This window comes from Streptomyces sp. GMY02 (genome assembly GCF_019056675.1).
Lineage (GTDB): Bacteria > Actinomycetota > Actinomycetes > Streptomycetales > Streptomycetaceae > Streptomyces > Streptomyces odonnellii.
Genome location: NZ_CP077658.1, coordinates 3,779,201 through 3,803,141, shown reverse-complemented (window position 1 = coordinate 3,803,141; position 23,941 = coordinate 3,779,201). Strand labels below are relative to the sequence as shown.

23 protein-coding genes and 1 pseudogene are annotated in these 23,941 nt (G+C 66.3%); 13 read left to right on the top strand and 11 right to left on the bottom strand.

Features of this window, described 5'->3' with window-relative positions; translation table 11 throughout:
- The first annotated feature begins 333 nt into the window (after window positions 1-333).
- The 8 genes from KQY30_RS15945 (at window position 334) to KQY30_RS15910 (ending at window position 10,231) form a co-directional block, all read left to right on the top strand.
- Window positions 334-1,395 (top strand): DUF1611 domain-containing protein, encoded by a 1,062-nt coding sequence (locus KQY30_RS15945; protein WP_217307393.1) that lies wholly within the window; start codon window positions 334-336, stop codon window positions 1,393-1,395.
- 6 nt (window positions 1,396-1,401) lie between these two features.
- The gene (locus KQY30_RS15940; protein WP_217307392.1) at window positions 1,402-2,502 is read left to right on the top strand and encodes a hypothetical protein; all 1,101 of its coding nucleotides are present in this window, start codon (window positions 1,402-1,404) and stop codon (window positions 2,500-2,502) included.
- 50 nt (window positions 2,503-2,552) lie between these two features.
- Window positions 2,553-4,502, top strand: coding sequence for an ABC transporter ATP-binding protein (locus tag KQY30_RS15935; RefSeq protein WP_217307391.1), 1,950 nt, complete (start codon window positions 2,553-2,555; stop codon window positions 4,500-4,502).
- Between the two features lie 699 nt (window positions 4,503-5,201).
- Entirely contained in the window at window positions 5,202-5,990 is a 789-nt protein-coding gene (locus KQY30_RS15930) for a hypothetical protein (RefSeq protein ID WP_217307390.1), read from the top strand.
- Window positions 5,987-7,300, top strand: coding sequence for a 7-cyano-7-deazaguanine synthase (locus KQY30_RS15925; protein WP_217307389.1), 1,314 nt, complete (start codon window positions 5,987-5,989; stop codon window positions 7,298-7,300). Before KQY30_RS15930 ends, KQY30_RS15925 begins: the two co-directional genes overlap by 4 nt.
- 317 nt (window positions 7,301-7,617) lie before the next feature.
- Window positions 7,618-7,767, top strand: coding sequence for a hypothetical protein (locus KQY30_RS15920; RefSeq protein ID WP_217307388.1), 150 nt, complete (start codon window positions 7,618-7,620; stop codon window positions 7,765-7,767).
- A gap of 204 nt (window positions 7,768-7,971) precedes the next feature.
- Window positions 7,972-8,616: a sigma-70 family RNA polymerase sigma factor gene (locus KQY30_RS15915; RefSeq protein WP_217307387.1), complete on the top strand. Its 645-nt coding sequence runs from the start codon at window positions 7,972-7,974 to the stop codon at window positions 8,614-8,616.
- A 1,072-nt stretch (window positions 8,617-9,688) separates the two neighbouring features.
- A complete protein-coding gene (locus KQY30_RS15910; protein WP_217307386.1) occupies window positions 9,689-10,231 on the top strand; it encodes an NUDIX hydrolase in 543 nt (180 codons plus the stop codon).
- On the opposite strand, the gene KQY30_RS15905 is transcribed toward KQY30_RS15910, so the two are convergent.
- A complete protein-coding gene (locus tag KQY30_RS15905) occupies window positions 10,228-10,773 on the bottom strand; it encodes a hypothetical protein (RefSeq protein WP_254407153.1) in 546 nt (181 codons plus the stop codon). The genes KQY30_RS15910 and KQY30_RS15905 overlap by 4 nt on opposite strands.
- A gap of 874 nt (window positions 10,774-11,647) precedes the next feature.
- On the opposite strand from KQY30_RS15905, the gene KQY30_RS15900 reads away from it, so the two are divergent.
- Complete coding sequence (locus KQY30_RS15900) at window positions 11,648-11,962, top strand: nucleoside triphosphate pyrophosphohydrolase (RefSeq protein ID WP_217307385.1); 315 nt, start codon at window positions 11,648-11,650, stop codon at window positions 11,960-11,962.
- Window positions 11,963-12,160: 198 nt separating this feature from the next.
- Here the strand turns inward: KQY30_RS15900 and KQY30_RS36450 are convergent.
- Window positions 12,161-12,362, bottom strand: a pseudogene (locus KQY30_RS36450) (transcriptional regulator); the annotation flags it as partial.
- 151 nt (window positions 12,363-12,513) lie between these two features.
- Between KQY30_RS36450 and KQY30_RS15895 the strand changes: the two are divergent.
- Both KQY30_RS15895 and KQY30_RS15890 read left to right on the top strand, forming a co-directional pair.
- Window positions 12,514-13,119 (top strand): non-canonical purine NTP pyrophosphatase, encoded by a 606-nt coding sequence (locus KQY30_RS15895; protein ID WP_217307384.1) that lies wholly within the window; start codon window positions 12,514-12,516, stop codon window positions 13,117-13,119.
- Between the two features lie 151 nt (window positions 13,120-13,270).
- Window positions 13,271-13,789 (top strand): ATP-binding protein, encoded by a 519-nt coding sequence (locus KQY30_RS15890; protein ID WP_217307383.1) that lies wholly within the window; start codon window positions 13,271-13,273, stop codon window positions 13,787-13,789.
- A 98-nt stretch (window positions 13,790-13,887) separates the two neighbouring features.
- Here KQY30_RS15890 and KQY30_RS15885 read toward each other — a convergent pair whose 3' ends face one another.
- The 7 genes from KQY30_RS15885 to KQY30_RS15855 form a co-directional block, all read right to left on the bottom strand.
- Complete coding sequence (locus KQY30_RS15885) at window positions 13,888-14,592, bottom strand: restriction endonuclease (protein ID WP_217307382.1); 705 nt, start codon at window positions 14,590-14,592, stop codon at window positions 13,888-13,890.
- Window positions 14,593-14,783: 191 nt separating this feature from the next.
- Complete coding sequence (locus KQY30_RS15880) at window positions 14,784-15,530, bottom strand: glycosyltransferase (RefSeq protein ID WP_217311089.1); 747 nt, start codon at window positions 15,528-15,530, stop codon at window positions 14,784-14,786.
- A 23-nt stretch (window positions 15,531-15,553) separates the two neighbouring features.
- Window positions 15,554-16,948, bottom strand: a complete 1,395-nt coding sequence (locus KQY30_RS15875) for a hypothetical protein (protein WP_217307381.1) — start codon at window positions 16,946-16,948, stop codon at window positions 15,554-15,556.
- The gene (locus tag KQY30_RS15870; protein WP_217307380.1) at window positions 16,948-17,715 is read right to left on the bottom strand and encodes a hypothetical protein; all 768 of its coding nucleotides are present in this window, start codon (window positions 17,713-17,715) and stop codon (window positions 16,948-16,950) included. Before KQY30_RS15870 ends, KQY30_RS15875 begins: the two co-directional genes overlap by 1 nt.
- Before the next feature lie 39 nt (window positions 17,716-17,754).
- The gene (locus KQY30_RS15865) at window positions 17,755-18,342 is read right to left on the bottom strand and encodes a hypothetical protein (protein ID WP_217307379.1); all 588 of its coding nucleotides are present in this window, start codon (window positions 18,340-18,342) and stop codon (window positions 17,755-17,757) included.
- A 159-nt stretch (window positions 18,343-18,501) separates the two neighbouring features.
- Entirely contained in the window at window positions 18,502-18,801 is a 300-nt protein-coding gene (locus KQY30_RS15860) for a hypothetical protein (RefSeq protein WP_217307378.1), read from the bottom strand.
- 73 nt (window positions 18,802-18,874) lie between these two features.
- Window positions 18,875-19,384 (bottom strand): nucleoside-diphosphate kinase, encoded by a 510-nt coding sequence (locus tag KQY30_RS15855; RefSeq protein WP_217307377.1) that lies wholly within the window; start codon window positions 19,382-19,384, stop codon window positions 18,875-18,877.
- A gap of 562 nt (window positions 19,385-19,946) precedes the next feature.
- On the opposite strand from KQY30_RS15855, the gene KQY30_RS15850 reads away from it, so the two are divergent.
- Window positions 19,947-20,606, top strand: coding sequence for an NUDIX hydrolase (locus KQY30_RS15850; RefSeq protein WP_217307376.1), 660 nt, complete (start codon window positions 19,947-19,949; stop codon window positions 20,604-20,606).
- Window positions 20,603-21,016 (top strand): NUDIX hydrolase, encoded by a 414-nt coding sequence (locus tag KQY30_RS15845; protein ID WP_217307375.1) that lies wholly within the window; start codon window positions 20,603-20,605, stop codon window positions 21,014-21,016. Before KQY30_RS15850 ends, KQY30_RS15845 begins: the two co-directional genes overlap by 4 nt.
- Window positions 21,017-21,047: 31 nt before the next feature.
- Here KQY30_RS15845 and KQY30_RS15840 read toward each other — a convergent pair whose 3' ends face one another.
- A complete protein-coding gene (locus KQY30_RS15840) occupies window positions 21,048-21,773 on the bottom strand; it encodes an HAD family hydrolase (RefSeq protein WP_217307374.1) in 726 nt (241 codons plus the stop codon).
- A 10-nt stretch (window positions 21,774-21,783) separates the two neighbouring features.
- Window positions 21,784-23,157, bottom strand: coding sequence for a helix-turn-helix domain-containing protein (locus tag KQY30_RS15835; protein WP_367997480.1), 1,374 nt, complete (start codon window positions 23,155-23,157; stop codon window positions 21,784-21,786).
- Window positions 23,158-23,941 lie beyond the last annotated feature (784 nt).

Here is a 23,941-nt window from a genome sequence, read left to right as displayed (position 1 = left end):
GAGCGCCGATCCGTTCAAGAACGCCTGGGTGTGCCATACACGGGCCTGCATCGGTGTGTCGTACACGAATTGAGTCCCGGCCGGAGTCTGCTCGAACTCGTAGCTCTCCCCGGTAGGCCCGCGGCAGCACCTCGATCACCGTACCCGCCAAGAATTTTGGGACCTGCCGACTCCCGCCCCGGCCCTGGATCTTCGCCTCACCGGCCACCGCCAGGACCGACCACCACAATGCGATCGATCGCGGGAGCACGGAACATGGGTGGGAGCGATCGAATGGACGACCACTAGTTCGGGCGCCGGCACGGGCCCGAACCGCACCGTGAGGGATCTGTGATGAGAGACTTTGCCGGGGCCAAGTGGGGCTATGTGACGCGCCGTATCCACGACCGGGACGCGACCGCGCCCGGTGGATCGGTGCGCGAACCGCAGCTCGGGGATCTTGTGGTAGCCACCGTGGCCCACCTGGGCGAGCTCGACCATCTGGAGGATGTCCATGGTCGGCGCGTCCGTCTCTACTCGGGCGACATCGTGGTGGGTGCGTACGGCAACCGGTATGCCACGGACTTCTACGAGGGCTACCTGCCGACCGGACCCAACGTTCATCTGCTCACGGCGGGCGGCCTTGTGGGAACGGTCGCCTCGGCGCATACGCGACGGCTGCCGCCGACCGAGTTGAAGGTGATCGGCACGCTGAACGACCGGTCCGGGATGCCGCTGTCGCTGGAACACTACGCGCGGACGCCGTCGCCGCACACGGCGCCGGAGTGGGGCACTCTGGTCGTACTCGGCTCGTCGATGAACGCGGGCAAGACCACAACGGCATCGGCCATGGTGTGCGGCTGGACGCGAGCCGGACTGGCTGCCGGTGCGGGCAAGGTCACCGGTTCCGGCAGCGGCAAGGACCGCTGGACGTACATCGACGCGGGCGCCCGCGCGGTAGCCGAATTCCTCGACTTCGGCATGTCCTCCACATTCGGCTATCCGGTCGAGCGGCTGCGGACCACGATGGTCGCCATTCGCGATGCCCTGGTCGACGACGGTGCGGACGCGGTCGTCCTGGAGATAGCCGACGGGCTGCTGCAGTCCGAGACACGGGCGCTGGCCGAGTGCCTGCCCGGATTCGCCGACAGTGTCGTACTGGCGGCGGCCAACGCGCTGGACGCGGTGGCCGGGGTGACGATCCTGCGGGGAATGGGCGTTCCGGTCCGCGTGGTGAGCGGCCTCGTCACCGCCAGCCCCCTTGCCTCCCAGGAAGCACGCGCGGCCACGGGCCTGCCGGTCGTGTCCCCGCCACAGTTGGCGAACGGCGCGGCTGTGGACCTGGTGCGCGCACCGGACCGGCAGCCCGTCGCCACGACGGAACCCTTCGCCGACGCTGCTGCTGCCTGGGGATGATGCCCCGTGATCCCGGCGATCGTCTACATACCTGACGGGCGTTCCCGGCCCGGGCAGTTGCGCGAAGCCGCCCTGGACGTCCTTGAGCTGCGGCCGGCCGAACTGGTGCTGCCCGAGGCCACGATCCGTGACGAGCGCGGCGGGCTGCTGTTCGACGGCTCCACGCTGATGTTCGACCCCGCCGGCGGTGGCGGCCCCCTGGCTGACGCCGCCGCGGACCGGCAGGCCCGAGCATTCGGCGTGACCAACACGGCCTTCCACGTCCAGCGTGCCCTGCGGTTCGCTTCAGCCCTGCTCGGCCACCCTCTCCCTCACCTGGTGGTCAGAATCGGGATGCACAACCAGCCCCGCCGCTGGCACGGAGGGCATTACCGGCTCCCCAGGCCGTCACTCACGGACGAGCCCGCCGCTCTGAGCTGTGCGGGCGAGGTTCATCTCGGGGGCGGCGCCGGATTCGTCCCAACACCGGACGGCAGCCGGTATTTCCACGCCCCCTCACACAACGTCGCGATCATCTGTCACGAGGTCGGTCATCATCTGTGCCGGCACACCGCGGACTTCCGGCTCAACCGGCTGCGTCCTCCGGCCCAGCAGTCCAACCGGAAAATCGCCCTGGACGAGGGCACAGCCGATTTCCTCACGGCCATCCTGCTGGGCACCCCGGACATCTACGGCTGGCACCGCGGTGCCATCGCCGAGTGGGACCCGCGGCGCCGCAAACTGCAACCCCGGTGGACGATGGCGCACTTCTGGGGCGGGCCGGACCAGGACCCGCACGCCGACGGCACCGTGTGGGCATCGGCATGCTGGTCCGCCCGTGAGCGGGTCGTCGCCACGGGTGCCGACGCGGCGCGCTTCGATACGGCGCTGCTGCGCGGCATGGAGTCGGCCGGGGCCGATACCGCCGGGGTGACCGAGCCGACCAAGGACGCCTTGAACGAGCGCGGCCAATTCTCACGGCTGCTGTCCGCGATCACGCGTGCCGACCCCGGACTCGCGCCGGTGGTGCTGACCGCCATGGCCGAGCACGGCATACGCCCGGGCGCGAGCAACGCGGCCCTCAAGGAGGCCGCCCGCGCGGACCTGAGCGGGGAGGTGGGCAGATGAGGGGCCGCAGTGCGGATACGGGAATGAGGGGCCGTTGTGACGATGCGGGGATGAAGGGCCGCTGTGACGACGCGGGGACGAAGGGCCGCTGTGTCGATACGGGGATGGAGGGCTGCCGTGTCGATACGGGGATGAAGGGCCGCTGTGACGACGCGGGGACGAAGGGCCGCTGTGTCGATACGGGGATGGAGGGCTGCCGTGACGATGCGGGGACGAAGGACCGGCGTGACGACGCGGGAATGCTGCGACACCTATGGCGATTCCGTTCCTATGGCCGCCCGCACCTGGGCACGCTCGTGCTCGGCGTGCTGCTGCGCATCGGAGAGCTGATCGCCGACCTGGCGGCACCCTGGCCGCTGGCGCTGGTCATCGACAACGTACTCAAGGGCCGGACCAGCGGCCCACTGGTCTGGCTCACGGGCATCGTGGGCGATTCCCCGCTGGCCATGCTCAGCGTGGCCGCCGTCGCACTGCTGCTGATCACTCTCGCCTCGGGGGCGTTCGACTACCTCGGTGACCGTGTGATGAACAGCGCCGGAGAGCGCATCACCGCGGAGATCCGCACGGACGTCTTCGCCCACATGCAACGGCTACCCATGAGCTACCACGACCGGCAGGCCGCCGGGGAACTGACGAGCCGTGTCGCGATCGACACCAGCCGGATCCAGGACGCTCTGGTCGACCTGTTCTCCACACTTCTGCCCGGACTGCTGGCCCTCACCGGTTACGCCATCGTCATCCTCTCCGTCGACTGGCGCCTGGGGTTGATCGCGATCGGGGGCGCCCCGCTGATACTCATCACGGCAGCCCGCTACACCCGGTTGACCCGCCAGACGGAACGGCGGCAGCGCGCCGCCGAAGGACACCTCGCCGCGTTCGTCACCGAATCACTTCAAGGCATCCGTACCATTCACGCCTTCGGCCGCCAGGATCTGCACGACGCGCATTTCGCCAGCAGCAACAGCAGCACCCTCGACGCCGGCCTGCGCAGCGTCGAACTGCGGGCCCGATTCACTCCACTGCTCGAAGCCGCCGCCGCGGTGGCCACCGCGGCACTGCTGTGGACGGGCGGCCTCGGTGTCGTGAACCACTGGTGGACCGTCGGTCTGCTGGTCGTGGTGACCAGCTACCTCAAAGACATGATCAAGCCCATGCGATCGATGTCCCGCCTTTCGATCACCTTCCCCCAGGGCGCGGCCTCAGCGGAACGCGTCGCCGCCATCCTCGACCAGCCACCGCCGCCCCCGACATCGCGTCGGCGCCTGCCCGACCGCGCCACCGGCCGCATCGACCTGCACGACATCACCCTCGACTACGGCCGCGGTCCCGTCCTGAACCACTTCGACCTCACCGTCCACCCCGGCGAACACATCGCGCTGCTCGGACCGAACGGCTCCGGCAAATCCACCGTGCTCTCCCTCATCGCCGGGCTCTACCCGCCCACCCGCGGCCACCTGCTCCTCGACGGGCTTCCCCTCACCGACATCCCCGCCATCTGGCTGCACCGCCAGATCGCAGTCGTGCTGCAGGACACGTTCCTGTTCTCCGGCACCATCGCCGACAACATCCGCTACGCCCGACCCGACGCCGGGCCGCACGAGGTCGCCCGGGCGGCGGAGGCAGCCCTGGTCACCGAGTTCACCGAACGCCTGCCCGACGGCCTGGGCACCCGGCTCGCGGACCGGGGCGCCGGACTCTCCGGCGGCCAGCGCCAACGCGTCGGCATCGCCCGCGCCCTGCTTGCCGACGCCCCCGTTGTACTGCTCGACGAACCCACCACGGGACTGGACAACGCCGCCGAAGAACTCGTCGTCCGCGCGCTCGGCCGCCTGGTCGAGAGCCGCACAGCGATCATGACCACCCACCGCCCGGCCCTCACCCGCCTAGCCACCCGCACCATCCACCTCCACGACGGCACCCGGCGCATATGGCACAGCCCGACGCCGACGCCGACGCCGGCCCGACGCGAGTCTGCACGTGCAACCCGACGGACGGCCTGACGGGGCCGAAGCCGCCGACGCCGTCCAACAAGAGGTACGCGGGGCGCGCCGCCGGGGGCCTCAGCTCGAACGGCTCAGGACGCCCCCGGGAACCACTCAGGGGCCCGACCCGCGATGCGGATCAGGCCCTTGACCTGGTGTTTCGACTGTCGGGGTGGCGGGATTTGAACCCACGACCTCTTCGTCCCGAACGAGGGTCGGTCGGGATCGACACCGGCCGGTTTGCTGTTTTGCCTGGTCAGGGCGTTGGGGCGGGGTGGTGTCGGGTGGTCTCGGAGGAACTTGGGGAGCGGATCGGCTCCCAAATGGCTCCCAGTGGGACCTCAGCCAGCGGCCGCTGAGTCCGGCCTTCCCGCCGTGTCCACCGAGGCCCTGCGGCGAGCAGTTCGACCTTCCGCTGAGCCATGCGCAGCTGACTTAACGCTCCGCGGCAGGCACGAACCACGCTCACACGGTGCAAGGACCAATCTTGCCAGCCAGTGGACGGGCCCTGAACCGGTGGCTTGCGCGATGTCTGTGACCCAGCGCTACGGCTCGTCACGCTACCAGGTGTATGTGTCACAGAAAGTTATATCCCGGGCCGGTTGGCCGACGGGCCGCTCCGTGCCGCCCTGGCCGAGTCCCGCTCTACCTGCGGATCGTCTGGTCTGATGCCATGGCTGGGAGAGCGGGTCGGGACACCGTCGGGTTGGGGGCGCTGTGGGGACATCCACGCGGTGGAAGGGGCCGAACGGCGACCAGTGGAGCTCCGCTGCGAGGCGGCTGGCGCGCTGGCGAAAGGACTCGCGCAATGCGGATCAGCGGCTGGAGGAGATAGCCGCGGACCATCTACGCGCCCTGCACGAGACGCTCCGTGCCGATCGATCGGCTTTCGGGTTGTACGACACGGCCTGTGCGGCCGGTGAACGGCTCGCTGGCATCCTGGGCTCGCTGGCCGCAGAGGGCGCGGAGTCGGAGGACGCGCTCGTCGCGCGCCTCGTCTCGGAGCTCGGCGGAGACGGTGGCACACTCGCCGACGCCGCGGTGCGCAGGGCTGTGGCCACGGCGGTCCGCGATGTTTGGGACAGGCATCTCGGGCCGGACAACGCCATCGAGGCGGGTGGCACGCGCGGCGGATTCACCTGGGACATCCTCTGTGATCTCTACCAGGTCTTCTTCGCCGACATCGTGGGGGAGTTCCTCCGGTCCGTTGTTGCTGAGCACGTCAAACTGACAGTGCCGGTGCTCATCGCGACCGATCCGGAAGGCAGGATCGCGGACTGGGTCGCGGAGAAGGTGGTGGACCTGGTCCCGAATCCCTGTGAGGAGTCCGCCGAAGCTACGCATCTCGAACAGGCCGCGGACACCGCGCAGTCGGTGGTGGGCGATGTGCAGGATCCGTCGGCCGCGCTGCTCAAGATCGCCGAGTTGCTGGTACCTCGGGCGGTCGGCAAGGTACTGGGCCTGATCACCGAGGAGATCACCGGTGGAGAAGGAGCCGCGGCATGACCGATTCCGACCATTTCCTGTGGTGGCGCGGCCACCGCGGGGATCGGCCTCGCGATGCCCGCTGGACGGAGATCGGCGCGGAAGCCTTCCAAGAAAAGGAGCGCCGCATTACTGGCCGGCACCATCTCCCCGGTCCGGTCTCCGACTGGGCCGAGGACCTGTTCCGCGTCGCCAGGGCCGCGTTCATCGCCGACAAGTACGTACGCCGGACCGCCGAACGGGACCGGTGGACCCGCCGCATCAGCCTGGCCGTGCCCGTCACGGAACACGAGAGATGGCAGAGCGCAGCCGCCTGTACCCACCTCACCGCACTCCTCCAGATCCTCACCGGGGACCTATGGAATGTGGACTTCCGGCCTCTCACCGGTCACTACGTCGAGGAGGCGATGCTCTCCCCCGACGAACCGCGTGCCTCGGAAGTAGCGCTGTTCTCCGGTGGACTGGATTTCCTCAGCTGGGCCGCCACCCGTTCGCGCGCCGACGACTCCCGACCGCTGCTGCTCGTGATGTTCCGCGAGATCGGCCTGCTTCGTCTCCAGCAGCGGGTGTACGGGGCCGTCGAGCGGTTGGAAGGACCACGGCCGGTGATGCTGCTACCAATGAGCCAGACCCCGGCGGGCGACGGCTCCGGCCTGCGGCTTGAAACCTCCTCCCGCACCCGCGGTCTGCTCTACGCGGCCGGCGCGATCCGCGCCGCTACAGCGCACGGAGTGGCGACCGTGCACATCCCCGGGAACGGCCAGCTCGCCCTCAACCCGCCCTTGACGCCCGCGCGTTCGGCGGCCTGCTCCACCCGTTCCGTGCACCCGTGGACACTGGGCCGTCTGAACGCCTTGGTAACCGTCGTGGGTGATACCGGAAGCGCGGTACGGGTGGTCAACCCCTTGGCAGAGCTGACGAAAGGCGAGGTGTGCAAGGCTGCACGTGTCGCGGGCCTTACCTCGTCCGACTTGGAATCCACCCTGAGCTGCGGCAAGCCGCCCACCCGCCGCAGCGGCGGCCCTCCGATAGCCAACTGCGGCGTCTGCTTCCCGTGTCTGGTGCGCCGCTCCGGGCTACTCCACGCAAACGGCACCGATGGCACCCGATACGAGGCAATGCCGTGGGCCGAGGACCTGTCCTTCGACCGGGGCACCGACTGGCGCGCACTGCAGCGGTGGCTGCTCGGCAGCTACACCCTTACGGATCTCCTCACCGATACCCCGCTGCCGCCGGACAGGGACCCGACTGCGGCGGTCAATTTGATTAGACGCGGGCGGCAGGAACTGGCCCGGCTGCTGCAGATCGCGGATACGGCTGAGGCGGCGTAGGCGGCGCAGACGAGATCTGGCTCGCACCAGGCTGCCTTGGTGGTCAAGGACGGCATCTAACCGGACCCGTGCAGCGCTGTCAGCGCCGTCTGGTTGGCTGGTTGGCTGGTGTCATTCCGGTACACAGGACGACAAGCAGCCCACCGGCTATCGAAACTGTCTCGCACGGTGCAGCGGGTGCAGCGCGCAGGGTGAGGATTACCACCACGAGCGGCGCCCCCTCGGGCACCGTGTAGGCGGCCTCTTTTGGTGAACCGGCAGCCAGCCGACCACATCAGCACCGACCACCGTCGGTCGTCGCCTTGGGAGTACGTCGCATGGACCCTGTCCAGAAGCTCGACCGCGTTCTGCTGATCTTGATCATCGCGGGCCTGGTCACCTATGTGGCTTTTCTTAGCCCGCTGCTCGGGGTTGCGCTCCTGGTGGGGATCGGAGTCGCGATGTTCGTCCATCAGATCCTCGGATGAGCACCCCACCAAGGGCCACATGGGCCTTCTGCTCTTCCTGAGCCTCGTCGAGCACTTGGGCGAGGCTCAGCCCATGGGGTCACCCGAAGTCACAGGCTTCAAATGCACCACACTGGCCCGCCTTCACGGCATGGCTGGGTGGGAGACGCGAACTACGGCGTCTCAGTGCCGAGTTAGTCGAGTTACGGGAAGGACTGGTCCCAGATGCGCAACGCCCCCGATGTTCGAGGGCCGACGGACCCGCACGACCTACCGAGTACGCCGCAGCACCTGGTTCCCGGGGCGCGTATCTCACCGGAGGCCAAGCGCCGCCGTCGGCTGACGGAGGAGCAGGTTGAGGAACTGCAGCGCTTGAAGCCCTTCCTTGAGGGGATGGTGCGCCAGGTGCGCATGGAATACCTGATGGAGGACTTGGTGCAGACCTGCGCAGTCCAGTTGGTGCGCGCGTGGTCGAAACCGGACTTTGTCCTGGACCGACAGGACGGCGGGCGTGCTTTCGCTCGCAAAGTGATGCGAGACGTCATCGCTGATGCGGCGAGGAGCAACGACCGAGACCTCTCGTTCCCGGTGGATGACTTCCCCGAGATCTCGATTGCGCCCGACGAGGGTGCGCACGTCAGCGCCGATCGGCTCCGGTCCATCGACAAGTTCCTTGCGGGCGTGCTTCCCGAGAAGCTGTGTCAGGTCGGCCGCCTCGCGATTGTCGAGGGGCTCAATCAGAGCGAGATCGCCAACTACCTCGACATCGACCGGCACACGGTGGCCCGTCGCTACAAGAAGGTGCGCGAGGCGCTGGAGCTCTACAAGGACACGATCCATGACGAGGTGCTTGGCGACGTGACGAGCTAGTGCCGTTACTCGGGCTCACGGGAGGGGGCCAGCAAGCCGCCTCCCGTGAGCCCAGGTTGGGTCCTAGCGACCCGTACAACGACAAGGAACAGCGCTTAAAGGATGGCAACCAATAAGCGTCAACACGAACCACCACACGCACACCCACCGGGAGGGGCATACCGGATGTACGACACCTTCGAACTACTCCGCCGTGTGGCGGAGGACAGCCGAGAGGCTGCCCGGCAACTACATGGCGGGATTGACTCCGTCACCTGGGAAGCACTCCTTGACCGTGTCGAGGACCAATTGGAAAAGGATGACCGCGAAAATGATGGCGTCTCGGAGTCTGCTGAGTCCTCCTCGCTGCATTCCTGCACGCGCGTGGGGCTTCCACTATCAATCTTTGCGGGTGGGGCACTGGGTGCGGCTTTCATGCAGCCTGCGGTTGGCACGGCAAGCGGTGGGAATCAATTCGTTCAGTGCCTTGCTGCTGGCGCTGCATTGGCCGGACTAAGTCTAACTGCATCGTCTGATCGGAACGGATATCAAGCCAAGTTCAAAGAAGAGGGGGGCATCTGTCTATAACGGGTGCTCTACACTCGCCGAGAGCGATGCTCCGGAACGGAGCACAGACAGAGTTCACTGCCAGAACCTCGCGGGGGATGGCTTCGGCAGCGAATGAAATCCGCTTCAAGGTAGATGAGTCCAAATAGAGGGATGCTGTCTCCTCAAAGAACGCTGAGGGGACAGCATCCTCGGTGGGGTACCCCGGGGGATGAGGTATCCCCGACGGCGGTGGACTGACTGCTGAGGAGCGGGCTCGGCGTGAGGCCCGGAGCGGAAATGCCAGTCGAACCACCACACCCGCAGCAGCCACCGCGCCCCGCATCGGCGAAGTGACCGTCGCCATCGCCGATAGCACCATAAGTCGGCCGGCCCACACCGAGGAACGCGGGCTCAACGCGGACTCCGGGCCAAGGCGGCTTCGAACGGATCTCGAGAGTACCGGCCGGAAGTCATCGACAGTGCAGACGACTTCTCGTCCAAGTGACATTCTTGGAGCTGCACGGCGGCGAAAAGGAGTTGGCTCATGCGGTGGACGGTTCATGGCGAGCGTCAGATTTACAGCAACCCGTGGGTCAACCTCTGGCTCGTGGATGTTCAGCAGCCGGATGGCCGGCGCTGGGAGCACCATGTGGTGCGGATGCGGCATCTCGCGGTCGCTGCGGTGGTGGATGAGCAGAAGCGGGTGCTGATGATGTGGCGCCACCGGTTCATCACGGACACGTGGGGCTGGGAACTGCCGATGGGCCTGATCGAGGCCGACGAGACGCCGGAGCAGGCGGCGGCCCGTGAGGTGGAGGAGGAGACCGGCTGGCGGGTGGAGGGCCTGAAGCCTCTGGTGTACGCGCAGCCGGCGAACGGCATCACCGACTCGGAACATCACGTTTTCCGTGCTCAGGCTGCCGCTTATGCGGGCCCGCCAACCGAATTGAACGAGTCGGACCGTATCGAGTGGATCCCGATCTCCGAGATCCGCGGCATGATCGACCGTCGCGAGGTGGTCAGCAGCGGCAGCCTGGTCGGACTGCTGTACCTGCTGCTGGACGAGGCCACCAGCGCTGCGAGTTAGCCGAGGGCCTCGCGCATGCGCTGCTCGAAGGCGAGCACGGGCGTCTCGCGGCCGTGGGGGGCGAGGCGCTGGTGGAACTCGTGGACGTGGCCCGCGACCCGTGGCGAGTCGAGGGATGCGCTGAGGTCCAGGGCGAGCCCGGCGCTGTGGCACGCGGCATCCAGCTTGCCCTGCTGGAGCTGGGCTGTGGCAAGCCAGAAGGCGTGGAATGCGCGGCCTCGCTGTTGTGCGCCTGTTTCCCGTCGCAGGCCCTCGGCGATCAGTGGCTCGGCGCGTTCTGACTCGTCCAGTTTGGCGAGTGCGATTCCTGTGTCGACGATCAGTTTCGTCTCGTCGAGGTAGCGGACCCAGGAAGGCGCCTCGCCCTCTTGGCCGCGGGCTGGCTCGTATGCGTCCCGGGAGCGTCCGATGGCTTGGTGGCAGGAGGCGGCGTCGCGGAGTGTGGCGTGGGCGAAGGCTTCCCGCAGTTCCGGGAAGCGGGCGCGGCCAGAGTCGAGGTGGAAACGGAGATAGTCCTCGATCGACGGGTTGTGGAACGCCACCCGTCCTTGTTCGACCGAGACCATCGTGCCGTCCGACAGCTGCAGCGCACTGTGGACGTTCTGCCGTCCGCGGCCGGGTCCATCTCCTTGCGGTACGAGCGCCAGCACTTCTCCGGGTCGTCCACAGCTTTGTCCCTCAGCTCGTTCTCAACGATGCGTTCCCATATGCGGCACGGGTTGTCCAGGTTCTCCCAGCATCGCACAGCTACGTCTCCGCCCCGGCGCGCGGACAGCCGGAGGCTCTCCTCGACCAGCCGCGGGTTGACTTTTTGTGCCGGACTAGCTGGATGCCACACCTTCGGATCGGCGAACCGGCGCTTGTCGTTGGTCGGTAGGGAGGAGTGGTGGACGTGTTTTGGGACGGCCAGGGTTGGTTTTCTCCCAGCGTCTGTGTCGGGCGAGCGTGGGGCGGCCAGCCCAGTCTCCTTCCGCAGGGACCGCACGGGACTACGCATCAGCTTTTGGCGGCGCATGGCGGGGCCACAACCATACGTGGGCGTTGCAGCGTTCGAGTGGCAGCTTTGGAGTCACTCGCAGGCGGACGACCTTGCCGCTGCCGGCATCGAGTTGCGGCTTCAGGTAGTCGCGGCAGCTCAGTACGACCGGCTGTGTCTGATCGTTGAGAACCGTGAGGGCAAGAACCCGAGCTCCACGGGGCAGTCCGCCGACGGGACGGCCAAGGACGCCCGATGCTTCAGGTCGACCACGTTGTGGACTGCCCGCGGGGGACACGACCATCCCGGCCGGTTGGTTGAACTGTGCCCGACTGCTACGCGATCAAGACCCGAGGCCGGAACTGGGAGGAAAGCTGGGCAGACTTGCTTGGTATGGCGCAGGAGCGCCACACCAACTGGACTACATTCGAGGATTCCCGATGGCAGACGGCAAGCTTGTACGAGACCTGATTCCCCAGATTATCCGCGCAGGCGGTGGGGAGCCGATGGCTTACGTTGCCAGCCCGGACGAGTACCGGAGGCGGCTGCGCCACAAGCTTAGTGAGGAAGTGAGCGAGTTCCTCGCCGCAGACGACTCGGCTGCTGCAGAGGAGCTGGCAGACATCCTTGAAGTGGTTCACGCACTTGCCATCGACCTGGGCATGACGCTGCGCCACTTGGAAGAGCTTCGAGCGCAGAAGGCTGAGGCGAGGGGCGGCTTCGCAGGCAGAGTTGTCTGGACTGGCAATGCCTGATCCTGTTGTGTTCTCTTGATCCCTGGACACCGCGAGCCCTTGGGGCGGGCTTCCTGTCCGCCCCGGTTCCTGCTGCCGATGTTCCCTTGGACGACCGACGACCCCAGCGTCGAGGAATGGCTCCCAATATCTTTACAGCGTAGGGTTCGGTGCCCTTGTGTAGATTCGCTGGTTGAATCCCAGGAAGGCGCGCTTCGGCCGTACGGATTTGTCTCGGGGAGCAGCCTTCTTCACGGAGATTTCCAGCGAATTCGTGGCGTGCTCAAGCTGGCCTGCCCTCGGTTGACTTCAGCTGTGCCTTGCCCAACCAATCGAGCCACTTCGGGTTTTCCTCTGCTGTGTGACGCTCCACGAGGGAACCGGCACGGTTCACAGCCGTACCGACCCTCTGGTGAGCGTCATGGCCCGCTCCTTGGATCGTTGCCGCGTGGACGCCTTCGATGGGGCCACAATGAGTCCGTCATGTTTCAGAGACGCTGAAACGCCCTTGCGGCGAGGGCGTCACTGTCGGCATCAGTGGAATCACGCTTACGAAAGGATTTGTCCCGTCTATGCCTACTAGCAAGTTGGCCTTCTGTACCGGAAACGCTGGAAAGTTCGCGACCGCGCTGGAGCATCTCGCTCCGTGGGGGATCGAGATCGAACAGGTTGCCGTGGAGCTGGATGAGATCCAGACGACGTCTGTCGAGGAGATCGCCCGACATAAGGCCCGCCAGGCGTTCGAGCTCTTCCGGCGACCACTGTTTGTCGAGGACTCCGGCTTCTACATCGAGGAGTTCAACGGCTGGCCAGGCCCTATGGTCAGGCACGCCCTGGACGCCTTCGGTCCACGGGGGCTGACGCATCTCGCGGACCTGACAGCCACCCGGACGTGCCGGTTTGCGAGTGCCGTTGTTTACGTGGACCCGGAAGGAGAACTCCACGCGTTCGCCGACGACATGCGGAAACCGGGCACTGTGGCGGCCGAGCCGAGGCGCGGGACCGGTGAGCGTTCGTGGTCCGATCTGTGGTCGATCTTTGTGCCGGAGGGCGCTGAAACCACGTTGTCGGCCCTGCCCGCCGATGAGCAGGAGCATCTTTTCAGTGAGTGGCGGCGGCACTCGGTCGTATCGGCGTTGGGCTCTTGGCTGGCGCGGAGCAACACGCTGGCGCCTTGACCGTCGGGCGATAGGTGTTTCTCGGCTCCTGGAGATTACCGGCGAGATATCTCTGGCGTGATGGGTGTGCAACGGAATTAGTTGAGATGGTGGGGCTTGCCGTCGGGGAAGTTTAAAGTATCCGGCAGAATTTTCCGGTCGGTCTTCTCCGATGGCTTCCCGTGATCAGTCCAATGAAGAGATCGCGGAACTTTCCAGACCGTTCCTGCGAGAGGTCTCCACCATGCCGACCCACGCACTCTATGAGTGGTCGTACGGGTTCAAGGTGTCAGCTGCGATCGAAGCCGTGCCGCCGGCACGTCGCCGGGTTCGCGCCATCGTGCAGAGCCTTGATCTGCCGGTGAACGAAGACACGCTGGCCGCGATCGAGCTGATGGCCGGCGAAGTGATCGCGAATGCCGTCATCCACACCGGGGCCGCGTGCGCGGTGTATGTGCGCGGGATCGGGGAGCGACTCCGGGTGGCGGTCACCGATCCTGACCAGTCCGTGGCTCATCCCCAAGCCGTCGGGCCCGACGATGAAGGTGGCCGCGGCCTCGTCCTCGTCGCGGCCCTTTCCGATGTCTGGGGCACGACGCCGGAGCCCGTTGGCAAGACGACCTGGTTTGAAGTCAGCGTCGCGTCGGGTGCGGAAGCTGCGCGGGCGGCTTCGAGTCACCAGGCAGCGTAAACACTTGTCCGTACGTTCTGAGGCGACCTCGTGGTGGCGCGCGAGGAGCTGGTCGAGACACCGTTGCTCTGCGGTAGTCGCCGCCTCATATCCAGTGTTCAGGAGGTGCCCTGCTCTCGCTTCCGGGGCTCGCGGCGGCGTGGAAGCCCCTCGCCAGTTCCGCTGAGGGGCAGCAAGGACTCCAGCCGGGCTCCGGCGTTCCACGAGCCGAACAAGTTTCGGTTGAGCGCGGTGACGTTGTGCCGTAACGCGAGGTCGCGAGCCGCCTTACCGAACGTGCAGGTCGCGACAAAGAGCGCGACGTCCGCGTGGTGCTCTTTGAAGGCCATGCCGATGAACTTCTGCATGTCGCCGCTGGGTACTTTGCGGTGGGGCGCGTAGTGCTTCACCTGGACGACCAGGCGTCGTCCATCGGGCATGCGGCCGATGATGTCCGCGGCGAGGTCGCCGGTGCCACCGACCACGGCGACGTCCGTGCATCCGTCCCGGCGACACAGCTCCGCCACGTAGTACTCGAAGTCCTGCCACCTCATGGCGTCGATGGCGGTCATCGAGCGTTCCAGTTCAACGCGCCGATCTTCTTCGCGCCAGACACGATCGCCAGCCAGCTCACGCTGATGAGCGTTCCACAGAAACCAGCACACGACACCAGCCGAGCCGACGCCGAGGCAGATCAGCAGCACCCATGGCGCTTGCCACAGTATGAGTAGTGCTGCGGCAAGACCGACCACGGCCAGGGTCGCACGCTGACGAAACTCGCGCCGGCGTCCCGCCTTCGTGTGACGCCCCTTCTTCTTGGGCATCGGTACCGTCCTCCTGAATGGGCCGGTGGGCAGTCTGGATTTACCCCGCCATTTCGCCAAGATGGCCTTTTCGGCCGCGGCCGGTACCGAAGGTGCTTGGAGCGTCAGTGTTCGCTGCTTCGGGTCATGCTCGGCCCCACCAAGGTGCCGTCTCCCTTTTGTGAAGGGACCTGGCGCCATAGCCCGGTGAGCTACTTGGTCGCGATGACGTAGACGCTGCCCCACTGCCGCTTGGGGGAGGCGATCTCCGGATCGAAGTCCCATCGCTCGACCCTCTTGAACCCAGCTTCGGTGAAGAGCTGGACGAGCTTCTCGTAGTCGTACGCCCAGTAGTGCGGGTTGTACTTGGGGTCGTCGTCCTGGTCGCGGAAGACATAGTTGATCAGGTCCAGGTGGGTGTTGATGTCGGCCAGACAGTCCCGGTTGCCGTACCACCTCCTGATCATCTCGGTGCTCTCGCTCGTACCGATCGGATAAGGGTCCAGGACGAAGGAGGCGTCCGGTACACCGGTGATCAGTTGGCCGCGTGGGGCAAGGACCCGGTACGCCTCGCGGGCGTAGTACTTGGCTGAGCGCGGATAGTCGATGTGCTCCAGGAAGTGCTCGGAGAACAGTTCCCGCACCGTGCCGTCGTGGAGCGGAATGCCCTCCCGAACGTCCCAGAGAAGATCGGCGGGAGGTACGGCGTCGATGTTGAAGAAGCCATCGATGCGGTGGGAGCCGCCTCCGATCTGGACCTTGCGGGGCATCTGGTCGATATGACCGCTGGGCCACGCCTTCTGGCTGGCCGAGTGGTGGCGGTGCAGATTGATCTCTTTTGCCGCGGCACGCAGCGTGCGGGCGAGGCCGTGGGTCGTCGATGGCTTCCGCAGGAGAGCCGCGATCTGCTGGGCGAGGGCGTCGACGGAGGATGAGGACTCTGTGTCGTGCGCGGACATGGGCTTGTTCTCCTCGCGGTAGGTCATGCGGCGCTGGGCGTCGGCGTCGTCCACTGGTTGTTGCGCATGAGCGTGTACTTGATGTCGACGAGGCGCGGAGCGATCGTCAGCTCCAACTGCTCCGTCGGGACCAGTTGGCCGGCAGCGTCCTGCTCGGCGAGCCAGACCCGGTACTCAAGGTCGGGATACGCGGGGTTGATGCCGACCTCGCCTTTGGGGATCGTGCCGTTGAACGGCACGACGATGTCCATGTGGTTCCAGTAGTTCCACGCCTGGAGCGCTTTGTGCTGGTCGAAGTAGAAATAGAAGTCCGGGTACCGGCCGAAGGTCCGGAGTTCGCGATGGATCAGATGGCCCAGCAACGGCCCGAGCTGGGCGGCGAGACTGTCGAACTCCCACCGCCTGTGGTGCCATGCCTCGGGGATCTGTCCCGGGGTGAATAAGCGCGCGGCGACGAGGTAGCTGATGCGCTCGACGAGGTACTCACGCGCGTGCGCCGGGTCGACGGTCGCGTCGACCTGTGTGAGGAGGCCGTCCAGATCACCTGGCGAGGGCCGGAACTTGGCGAGGTCGAACTTCCCGGCCATGTGTGGGAAGGACGCGAACAGCATCTCCTTGTAGAGCCAGTTGTTGAACTCTCCGTGCTCTGCCGCACGCCGGGTCCGGCCACTGGTGGAGTGGAGCATCAGATACTCGGCAAGGGCTTCGAAGTAGATGTATCCCAGGATCGGCAGGCGAGGGATCGTCTCGTCGAGGAGCTGCAGGAACGAGTGCGAGGAGACGGCCGCGCCCTGGTGGGCGACGGCGGAGGCGAGGGCCAGGAATCCGGCGGAGTTCTTCGTACGGCTGACGATCGTTTCGCGCAGCTGGTGCCGCTCGGCCTTCGAGAGCAGGTATTCGAGATGGCTGTAGATGTTGAGGTGGATCGCGCCGAGTCGCAGGTAGTCCACTCCGGCCAGACCGCGGTACGCCTGGGGCGGCACGGATATCTCGAAGATGAGCGGAGTGGGAGTGCGCTCCGGTTTGCCTACCTTCTTCAGGAAGGCCGGGGCTTCCTTGTTCAGCACGTACGAGCCGAGGTTGTGCATCCGGTAGCCGTTGTCGGTGACCGTGAGCGGGGCGCAGTAGATGCTGCCGACCAGACACCCGCCGGAGGGATAGAGGATGCCGTCCTTGCTGATCTCTTCCAGGGCGTGGGTGACGTGCAGGAGGTGGAGCTTGCCGCTTCCGCTGAGGGAGTCGAAGAGGGCGTTGCTCCTCATGAGGGATCCGTTCGGGGTTTCCTGGGACAGACGGGTGTCCCAGGCCGACGTCTGCTCGGCCAGCGGGTCCCCGGTCCCCGCTGGGCCCGGGATGATCGGCGCTTCGAAGAACGCGTGCGCGTCCGCCCACAGGTGGTAGGTGTCGAGGAAGTCCATCAGCCGATCAGCTCCCGCTGTTCGAGGGCCTTGAAGACGGCCTCCGAGCTGGAGAGGCCGGCGAGGAACGAAGCGTCGGAGCACACGACAAGATCGAAGGCGATGGTCCGCAGCCGCGCGAAGTGGGGGACTCGTACCCGCGCGGGGTTCGGCCACCACTTCAGCTTGGGCAGCCGGTAGCGGTCGAGGGCGTCGGCCGCTTTGAGGAGGTCACTGATGGATTCGGCCCGCTGGTGGTCAGCGAGGTCATTAGCGGTGAACGACGCGTAGGGAAGGTCGTGGAGCCGGACGGCCGTGGCGGCCTGGTCGATGGCGCGCGGGGTGGCATCCAGATGGAAGTGGCCCCACACGGCATCGGCGTTCTCGGTCAGCCAGATCGCGGCTCGCGCGCCGTGGCCGGGGTCGCCGTTGTCGTGGATCCTGCGGCAGTCGTGAACGGCAGCCGCCGTGATGAGTGTGGCCGCGTCGGTGTCGTCGAGTTCGGCCAGCTCTGCGAGGAGGGCCGCGAGGGCCGCGGTCCGCATGGCGTGCCGGATTCCATGCAGTGAATCGGCGAGTGCGGCCTCCGCGAGCCAGTCCACTGGTATCGCGGAGCCGCGGAGCAGCCGCTTGGACGCGGCCCGAATAGGTGGCGGCTGGATGTCGGGCAGGTCAGGCCGGTGCGCTTCGATCCAGCGGACCGTGGCGTGGTCCGTGAACTGGTGACGCGGGAGCTGCTTGCTCGCGGCCAGTTCGACCAGGCTGACGGGCGACGGGGTCGTGTTCATCTGTCGCACCCCTTGCGGTGGTCTGAGGCGAAGAATGGGTCAAGCGGTGCTGTGCGCGGAACCGGCGGGTTGTTCCTGACGGGCTCGCTCGGACGCTTCGAAGGCCGCGGTGAACTCCGCGAGCTGCGCCTCGGTCATCAACGTCACCCCCAGTTCGTCGGCGACGGCGGCGATGCGGTCGCCGGCCTCGCTCTTCGCCGCGGGACTCGGATCGTCGCCGAGCAGTACCTCGAACTCGGCGTGGTGGCCCCATGCCTCGCTCCACTTCACAGCGATCTCGACCCCACGGAAGCGGAAGTTGCGCCGCTGGTTGTACGCCCGATGCATCGTGCTTTCGAACCCGAGCGCGTTGAAGATACGTACGGCCGCAGCCACGTCGTCCTGGGCGATGGCGATCTCCGTCTCCGGGAACGCGGCGCCCTGTCCGATCTTGTTGCCCTTGAGGGTGATCTTGGCGGACCCTGTCGCGATGTTGTCGGTGACTTTCAGGAGCTGCTCGGGAAGCACGTAGAAGTAGATGCGCTTGTCGTCACACCCAAGGTCCTCGCCATCCCGCTCCAGACGCGAGATGAGCTGGTCGTGATCTTCTCGGGTGAAGCGGGCTCGCATTTCGATCTCGACAGGCACAAATCTTTCCTTTCGCGTGTGGGCATGGCTGATCCCGGCCGAACCGACTGAGCGGGCTCGGGCGCCGCGGATTGAGTGGTGTGACGCTGTACCGCCGAGGGACGGCGCGGTTCGCCGGTCGGCGGACCGCGCCGTCTTCTCACGGCACGGAGAATTTCCTCAGGCGCCGTCGCCGAATCGGTCCCGTACGACGCCGTCGTGCAGATAGGCCGGGAGCTGGACCCCGCCCACCGACATGCGTTTGGTGGCAACGTCCTCCAGCGTGTCGCTGGGGAAGCCCTCCAGCAGGAGCAGGCATTGATTCACCCACTCGCGAGAGGTGTCCCAGTCGCCGTTGTCACGGTGCCGAACCGCCAGCGCGTAGGCGCTCTCGGCGGCGGACCAACGATCGGTCCCCAGTTCCCTCTGGAAGCCGGTTTCCAGCTCCTCTACGGACGCGACGCGGGTTTCGCTGGTCATGGGTGCCCTCTCTCCTCGGGTGGTCCCCGGTGGTGCTCAACGCGTCGACGCCGGCTCGGTGACGTCGGGCCGCTCAGTAGGTGAAGATCTCGGCGAGGGTGCGGTAGTCGTGAAGCTCGTCCTTCTCGAACCACAGCTCCACTTCCTGCTCGGCCTCCCGCTTGTTGCCGGAGGCATGGACCAGATTCGCGACGGCCTTTCCCGAGGCCACGCTGGCGGCCTTGCTGTAGTGGGAGAAGTCCCCGCGGATCGTCCCGGCCGGCGCCTCGTTCGGGTACGTGCTTCCGACGATCTTGCGGACGGTCGCCACCGCGTCGCCCCCCTCCAGGACGAGGGCGATCACCGGCCCCTGCTGCATGAACGTGGCGGTCATGTTGTAGACGGCGGAGCCGAGTCGTTCCTCAAGGTCGAAGTAATGGCGTCGGGTGAACTCGGCGTCCATCTGCTTCATCTTGACGCCGACGATCTTCAATGCCGCGTCCTCGAATCGGCCGATGATCTTTCCGGCGTAACCGCGCACGAGTGCGTCGGGCTTGAGAAGTACGAGAGTGCGCTCCACCGTGTATTCCTGATCCTGGGCCATCAGTTCCCTTTCGGCGTTCAGGCGTGCGATATGACGAGCATTCAGCCCATCATCGAGCCGAGGTTACCCGCGCCGGAAGGGCGTGCCGTTGGCGAACGCCGTGAGGAAGCTGCCGCTTGCTGTGACTGCCTGGCCGCTGTGATCCCACACATCCGTGGGCGCACCGCACCGCTGATTGAGAGAGATCATCGCGGCGCGCTGTCGGCAGCGCACATCACGCTGGTGATATGACAACCGTGATCTGGATTGATCACTGTCGTCCTGTCCAATTGAGGGCCGGCAGGGGAAGCATCCGGCCATCGCGCGAGCCACTGACGGAAGCAACCAATCCCCTGTGCCTCGTGAACTAGCATTTGAGGCGGGAAAACCTGGGTTCACAGGCAACGGGCTGGACCGATCCGTGGACTTCTCGGCGCGCGTCACGACCGCTGAGGAGGGCTTTTGTCCATGCCACGAGTGAACCGGATCCGCGGCCGGCCCGCCACGAACCGACAGTGCAACGAGAGTGCACCCGCGGTGCAGTGACCATGCAGAACCCAGGAGCAAGCCGGGGGAGGCTCGGATGGACGTGGTCGAGATCTGGAGCGGTCAGCACGCGTGCACGCTTCAGGCCGCGCTGCGCATGACGAATGAAGCCTTCGCGGAACGTCTCGGTATCGCTCAGCGCACGGTCGCGACCTGGCACACCAATCCCGCCGTCGTCCCGCGTGCGGAGATGCAGCAGCTCCTCGACGAGGTCTACGAGACAGCTTCTCCAGCGGTGCGCCGACGCTTCGCCCTGCTGGCATCGAGTGAAGGCACAGCTGCCGTCGCGGGCTCCCCCGCGGTCCAGCCGCTGCGCGTCGCTGTCGCCGTCGTCATCCGTGCGGACCAGACGCTGCTGGTCTGCCGACGGGAGGACGATGCTTCGGGCCTCACCTGGCAATTCCCGGCCGGTGTCATCAAACCAGGGGCGCGAGCGGAGACGGCCACCGTTCGGGAGACGCTGGACGAAACGGGTGTGCATTGCGCCGTTGTCCGGAATCTCGGTAACCGGTTGCACCCGGTCACCGGCGTGCAATGCGAATACTTCCTCTGTGAGTTCCTGGCGGGAGAGGCCAAGAACAGCGATGTCCTCGAAAACGTCGATGTGCTGTGGGTCGCGAAAACCGCGGTCACCCGGCTCATACCCGCCGATAGGATCTTCCCACCGATCCTGGCAGCTCTGGAGGAAGCCCCATGACGCACGCGAGTGCTGAGGAACGACCGGGCATCGCGGCGGCGATCGTCGTCAGCGAAGGCCGCGTTCTGATGGTGCGGCGACGGGTGAAGGAGGGGCAGCTCTCCTGGCAATTCCCCGCGGGAGAGGTTGAGGCCGGAGAGTCGGACGAGGACGCGGCGGTCCGGGAGACCCAGGAGGAGACGGGCCTCACCGTCAAAGCCGTCAGGGCACTGGGAAGCCGGGTCCATCCGAAGACTCAACGCCATATGTCCTACACGGCGTGCGAGGTCGTATCCGGGACCGCGTACGTGGCCGACACGGAGGAACTGGCGGAACTGATCTGGTGCTCCCTCGCCGAGATTCCGGAGTATGTGCCGTACGGCCTCTTCGAGCCGGTACAGGCTTATCTCGACGACGTGTTGCACCCGTAGCCCGAGATGTTCCGCCAGCTTGCAGGGCCGCTCAGTGCCGTGTTGTGACCGTGCTGATGGCCGCCATCAACCGCTCAACGTCTTCAAGGCTGTCCAGCACCATGTCCGCGCCGGCCGCCCCGAGATCCTCCACCGGAGTTGTGCCGCTCGCGACGGCGATGACGGACGCTCCGCCCTCGCGCCCTGTTCGTACGTCTTCGAGGGAGTCACCGATGATCACGGTGTTGGCTCGGGTGAACGGGCTTCCGTAACGGGATTTGGCTCGGTTCTGGGCCACGGCTACGAGTGAGGGCCGATGGCCGCTGTCGGAGGCGTAGCCGCCGATCTCGGTGTCAACGAACCGGACGAGGTCGAAGGCGTCCAGCTTCAAGCGGGCGTTGGCCTTGAGATTGCCGGTGACGATCGTCGCCACCAGCGGCGGGGCGTCGGCGACAGCGCTGAGCGCGGCGACGGCCCCGGGCATGAGGATGCCCTCACGTCGCATTTCTTCCGAGTGATCGGCCAGTTTCTTCGGTAGTAGCTGGACCATCTTCTCCAGTAGTCCGGGCACGTTCTGCTCCGGTACCCCGTTGTCCAGCAGAAGCCCGCGGATCGCGAGTGGCATCGTCATCCCGGTCCCGCGCGCCGGAAGGCGTTCCGCCGGGCGGCCGACGATTTCGGCGAAGCACTCCCGGTAGACCTGCCGGTCGATGTCTCCCACGTACAGCAGCGTGCGGTCGATGTCCCACAGCACCAGGACCGGTTCGGCCTCGGTCACGCTCTGCTCCTCATCCAGCTAGGGTGGCTGCCCGTTCAAGCAGGTCACGAGCGTACGGGGCGTCGCTGAACAGGGTGAGTTCACCCACGACATCGTGGACGTGCTCCGTAAGGCGAGCCGAGTCGAGCTGTTCGGCCAGATCGATCGCCGCGTGCGCGGTGGCGGCTCCGGCTTCCGCGTCACCACCCCGAATCTGTGCGGAAGCGGCTCGGGAGAGGACCAGACCCCGGGTTCTGAGATCAGTTGGGCTGAGCGCTCTGTGTGCCTGGACGAGGCTGTCGGCCGCGCGCCGCGAATCCCCGAGATCGAGATGGCAGCTGCCGGCCTGCCCGTGGATCTCACCCTCGTTGATCCAGTACAGCCACCGGGGATCGTGCTCGGAGCGGCCTTGTGCGCAGAGCTCGGCGGCCTTGCCCAGCGCGGTGAGGGTGGCCTCCCGTTCTCCGAGCTTGGCGTGACCGCGGGCCTGGCGAGTCAGGAGCATGGCCTCCAAGAAAGGCGTGCCGAGTCCCTTGACCCGCTCTCTGGCTCCTCGGGCCGCTTCCACGGCATCCTGCGGAGCACCCGTGGAATAGCCGTGAATAGCGAGGTACGACAGGGCGCCGGCACCCAGCCTCGCGTCACCGGACGCCTTCGCCGCGCGCAAGGCGCCGAGGAAGTACTTCCGAGCTGTGTTGTGTTGCCCGGAGTCGAAGGCGAACCAGCCGGTCTGCGTGGCTGTATCGGCGACGATCGCCGCGAGAGCCCGCCCGGTGGCCTCACTGTAGGAAGCCTGTTTGACGATGCGCTTGAGCAGTCCGAGGTGAGCTTCGCCCATCTCGGTAAGAGAGCCGCTGCCGGCACTCGCGTCCATGATCCGCAGCTCGTCCGTCGTTCCCTGCAGATTGCCCAGTAAGGAGTCCGAGATTCTGCCGCCTGCTCCGTTACGTATGAACGGCTCGGCTTCCGCGCTGCCCCAATGGCGCACGTACTCCGTCAGCGCGAAGCCGGTCACACCGAGGAACTCACGCCGTTCCACAGAGACACCTCCTGCCGCGTCGTTCAGTGCCGTCACCATGCGGTTCGCGGTCCATGGCAAGGACGGGTCCAGCTCGTCGGTGAGCGGCTCCGGCAGGCTCTCTCCGGTCGAGCGGACCTCGCTTCGCGGCAGGGGGAGAGAAACCAGATCCGCAGGTGTGCCCAGGCCGGCCAGAAACTGGATGATCTTGTCGATGCTGGTGAGTCTGCGTGCCCCGGACTCGATCATCGACAGGAACGCCTGGCTCAGCCCGGTCAGTTGAGCCATGTCATCCTGCCGGAGCGAGCCACGCTGTCGTACGAGGCGGCTGACCTGCCCGAACTCCCAAGCGGCCAGAGCCTCACGTACCTCCGGGTCGCGCCACACTCTGTCGGGCACGGCGGGGAAAACGTGGCGTGTCGCTCGTCCTGAACGCACGCATGCCGCGCACAAGGAGTCCGGGTTGTACCGGCTCAGCTCACACCCGCACTGGGGGCATCGCCGTCCTGGTCCCTGAGCCACCCCACTGCCTCCCCGAGAGCTCCCCGAATGACCTTAACGCCCGCTCCTGGAAACACGATCACTCCAGTGATATCACCCACGGAATGTGCGGGATCACTTTTCGTCGAACAGTCTTGCTGCTCAGCCGACGTCCGACCGATCGACCGTTCATCCGCCATGGCTCGACGGGAGGTGTCGGACTCTCTCTGAGGTCTTCTCTCACCGGAGTCAACCTTGTTGCCCGACACCCTGACTGAACTGCCTTGGCGGGCTGTACTCGACGAGTATCCCGCCCCACCGCTCGGCCCTGTCGACATGGTGCAGACCGGCATGCGTGTGGGACTGCGGGCGCTGGAAGAGGCGCGCGGTCGCGCTATACCGGTGGGCCCCGTCCGGTGTTGCTTGACTCACGCGCTCGTGCATATCCCGGTCGAGTCCGGCACCGCCCACCGGTGGCACGCCCCGCAGACGCTGTGCCGACCGGGCGCGTCGCCATGTTCCGTGGTGGAACCGCGATCAGCTCCGTACCCATGCGCCCGCATATGGCTCTTTCCTTATGAGGGCGTGCGCCCTCACACGGACAGCACGGAACTCCACCACCTTCTCGCGCTCACACGCTCAACCCAGCGTGGCGGTCGGGCTATGGCCCGTGGGCGTCAGATTTACACCC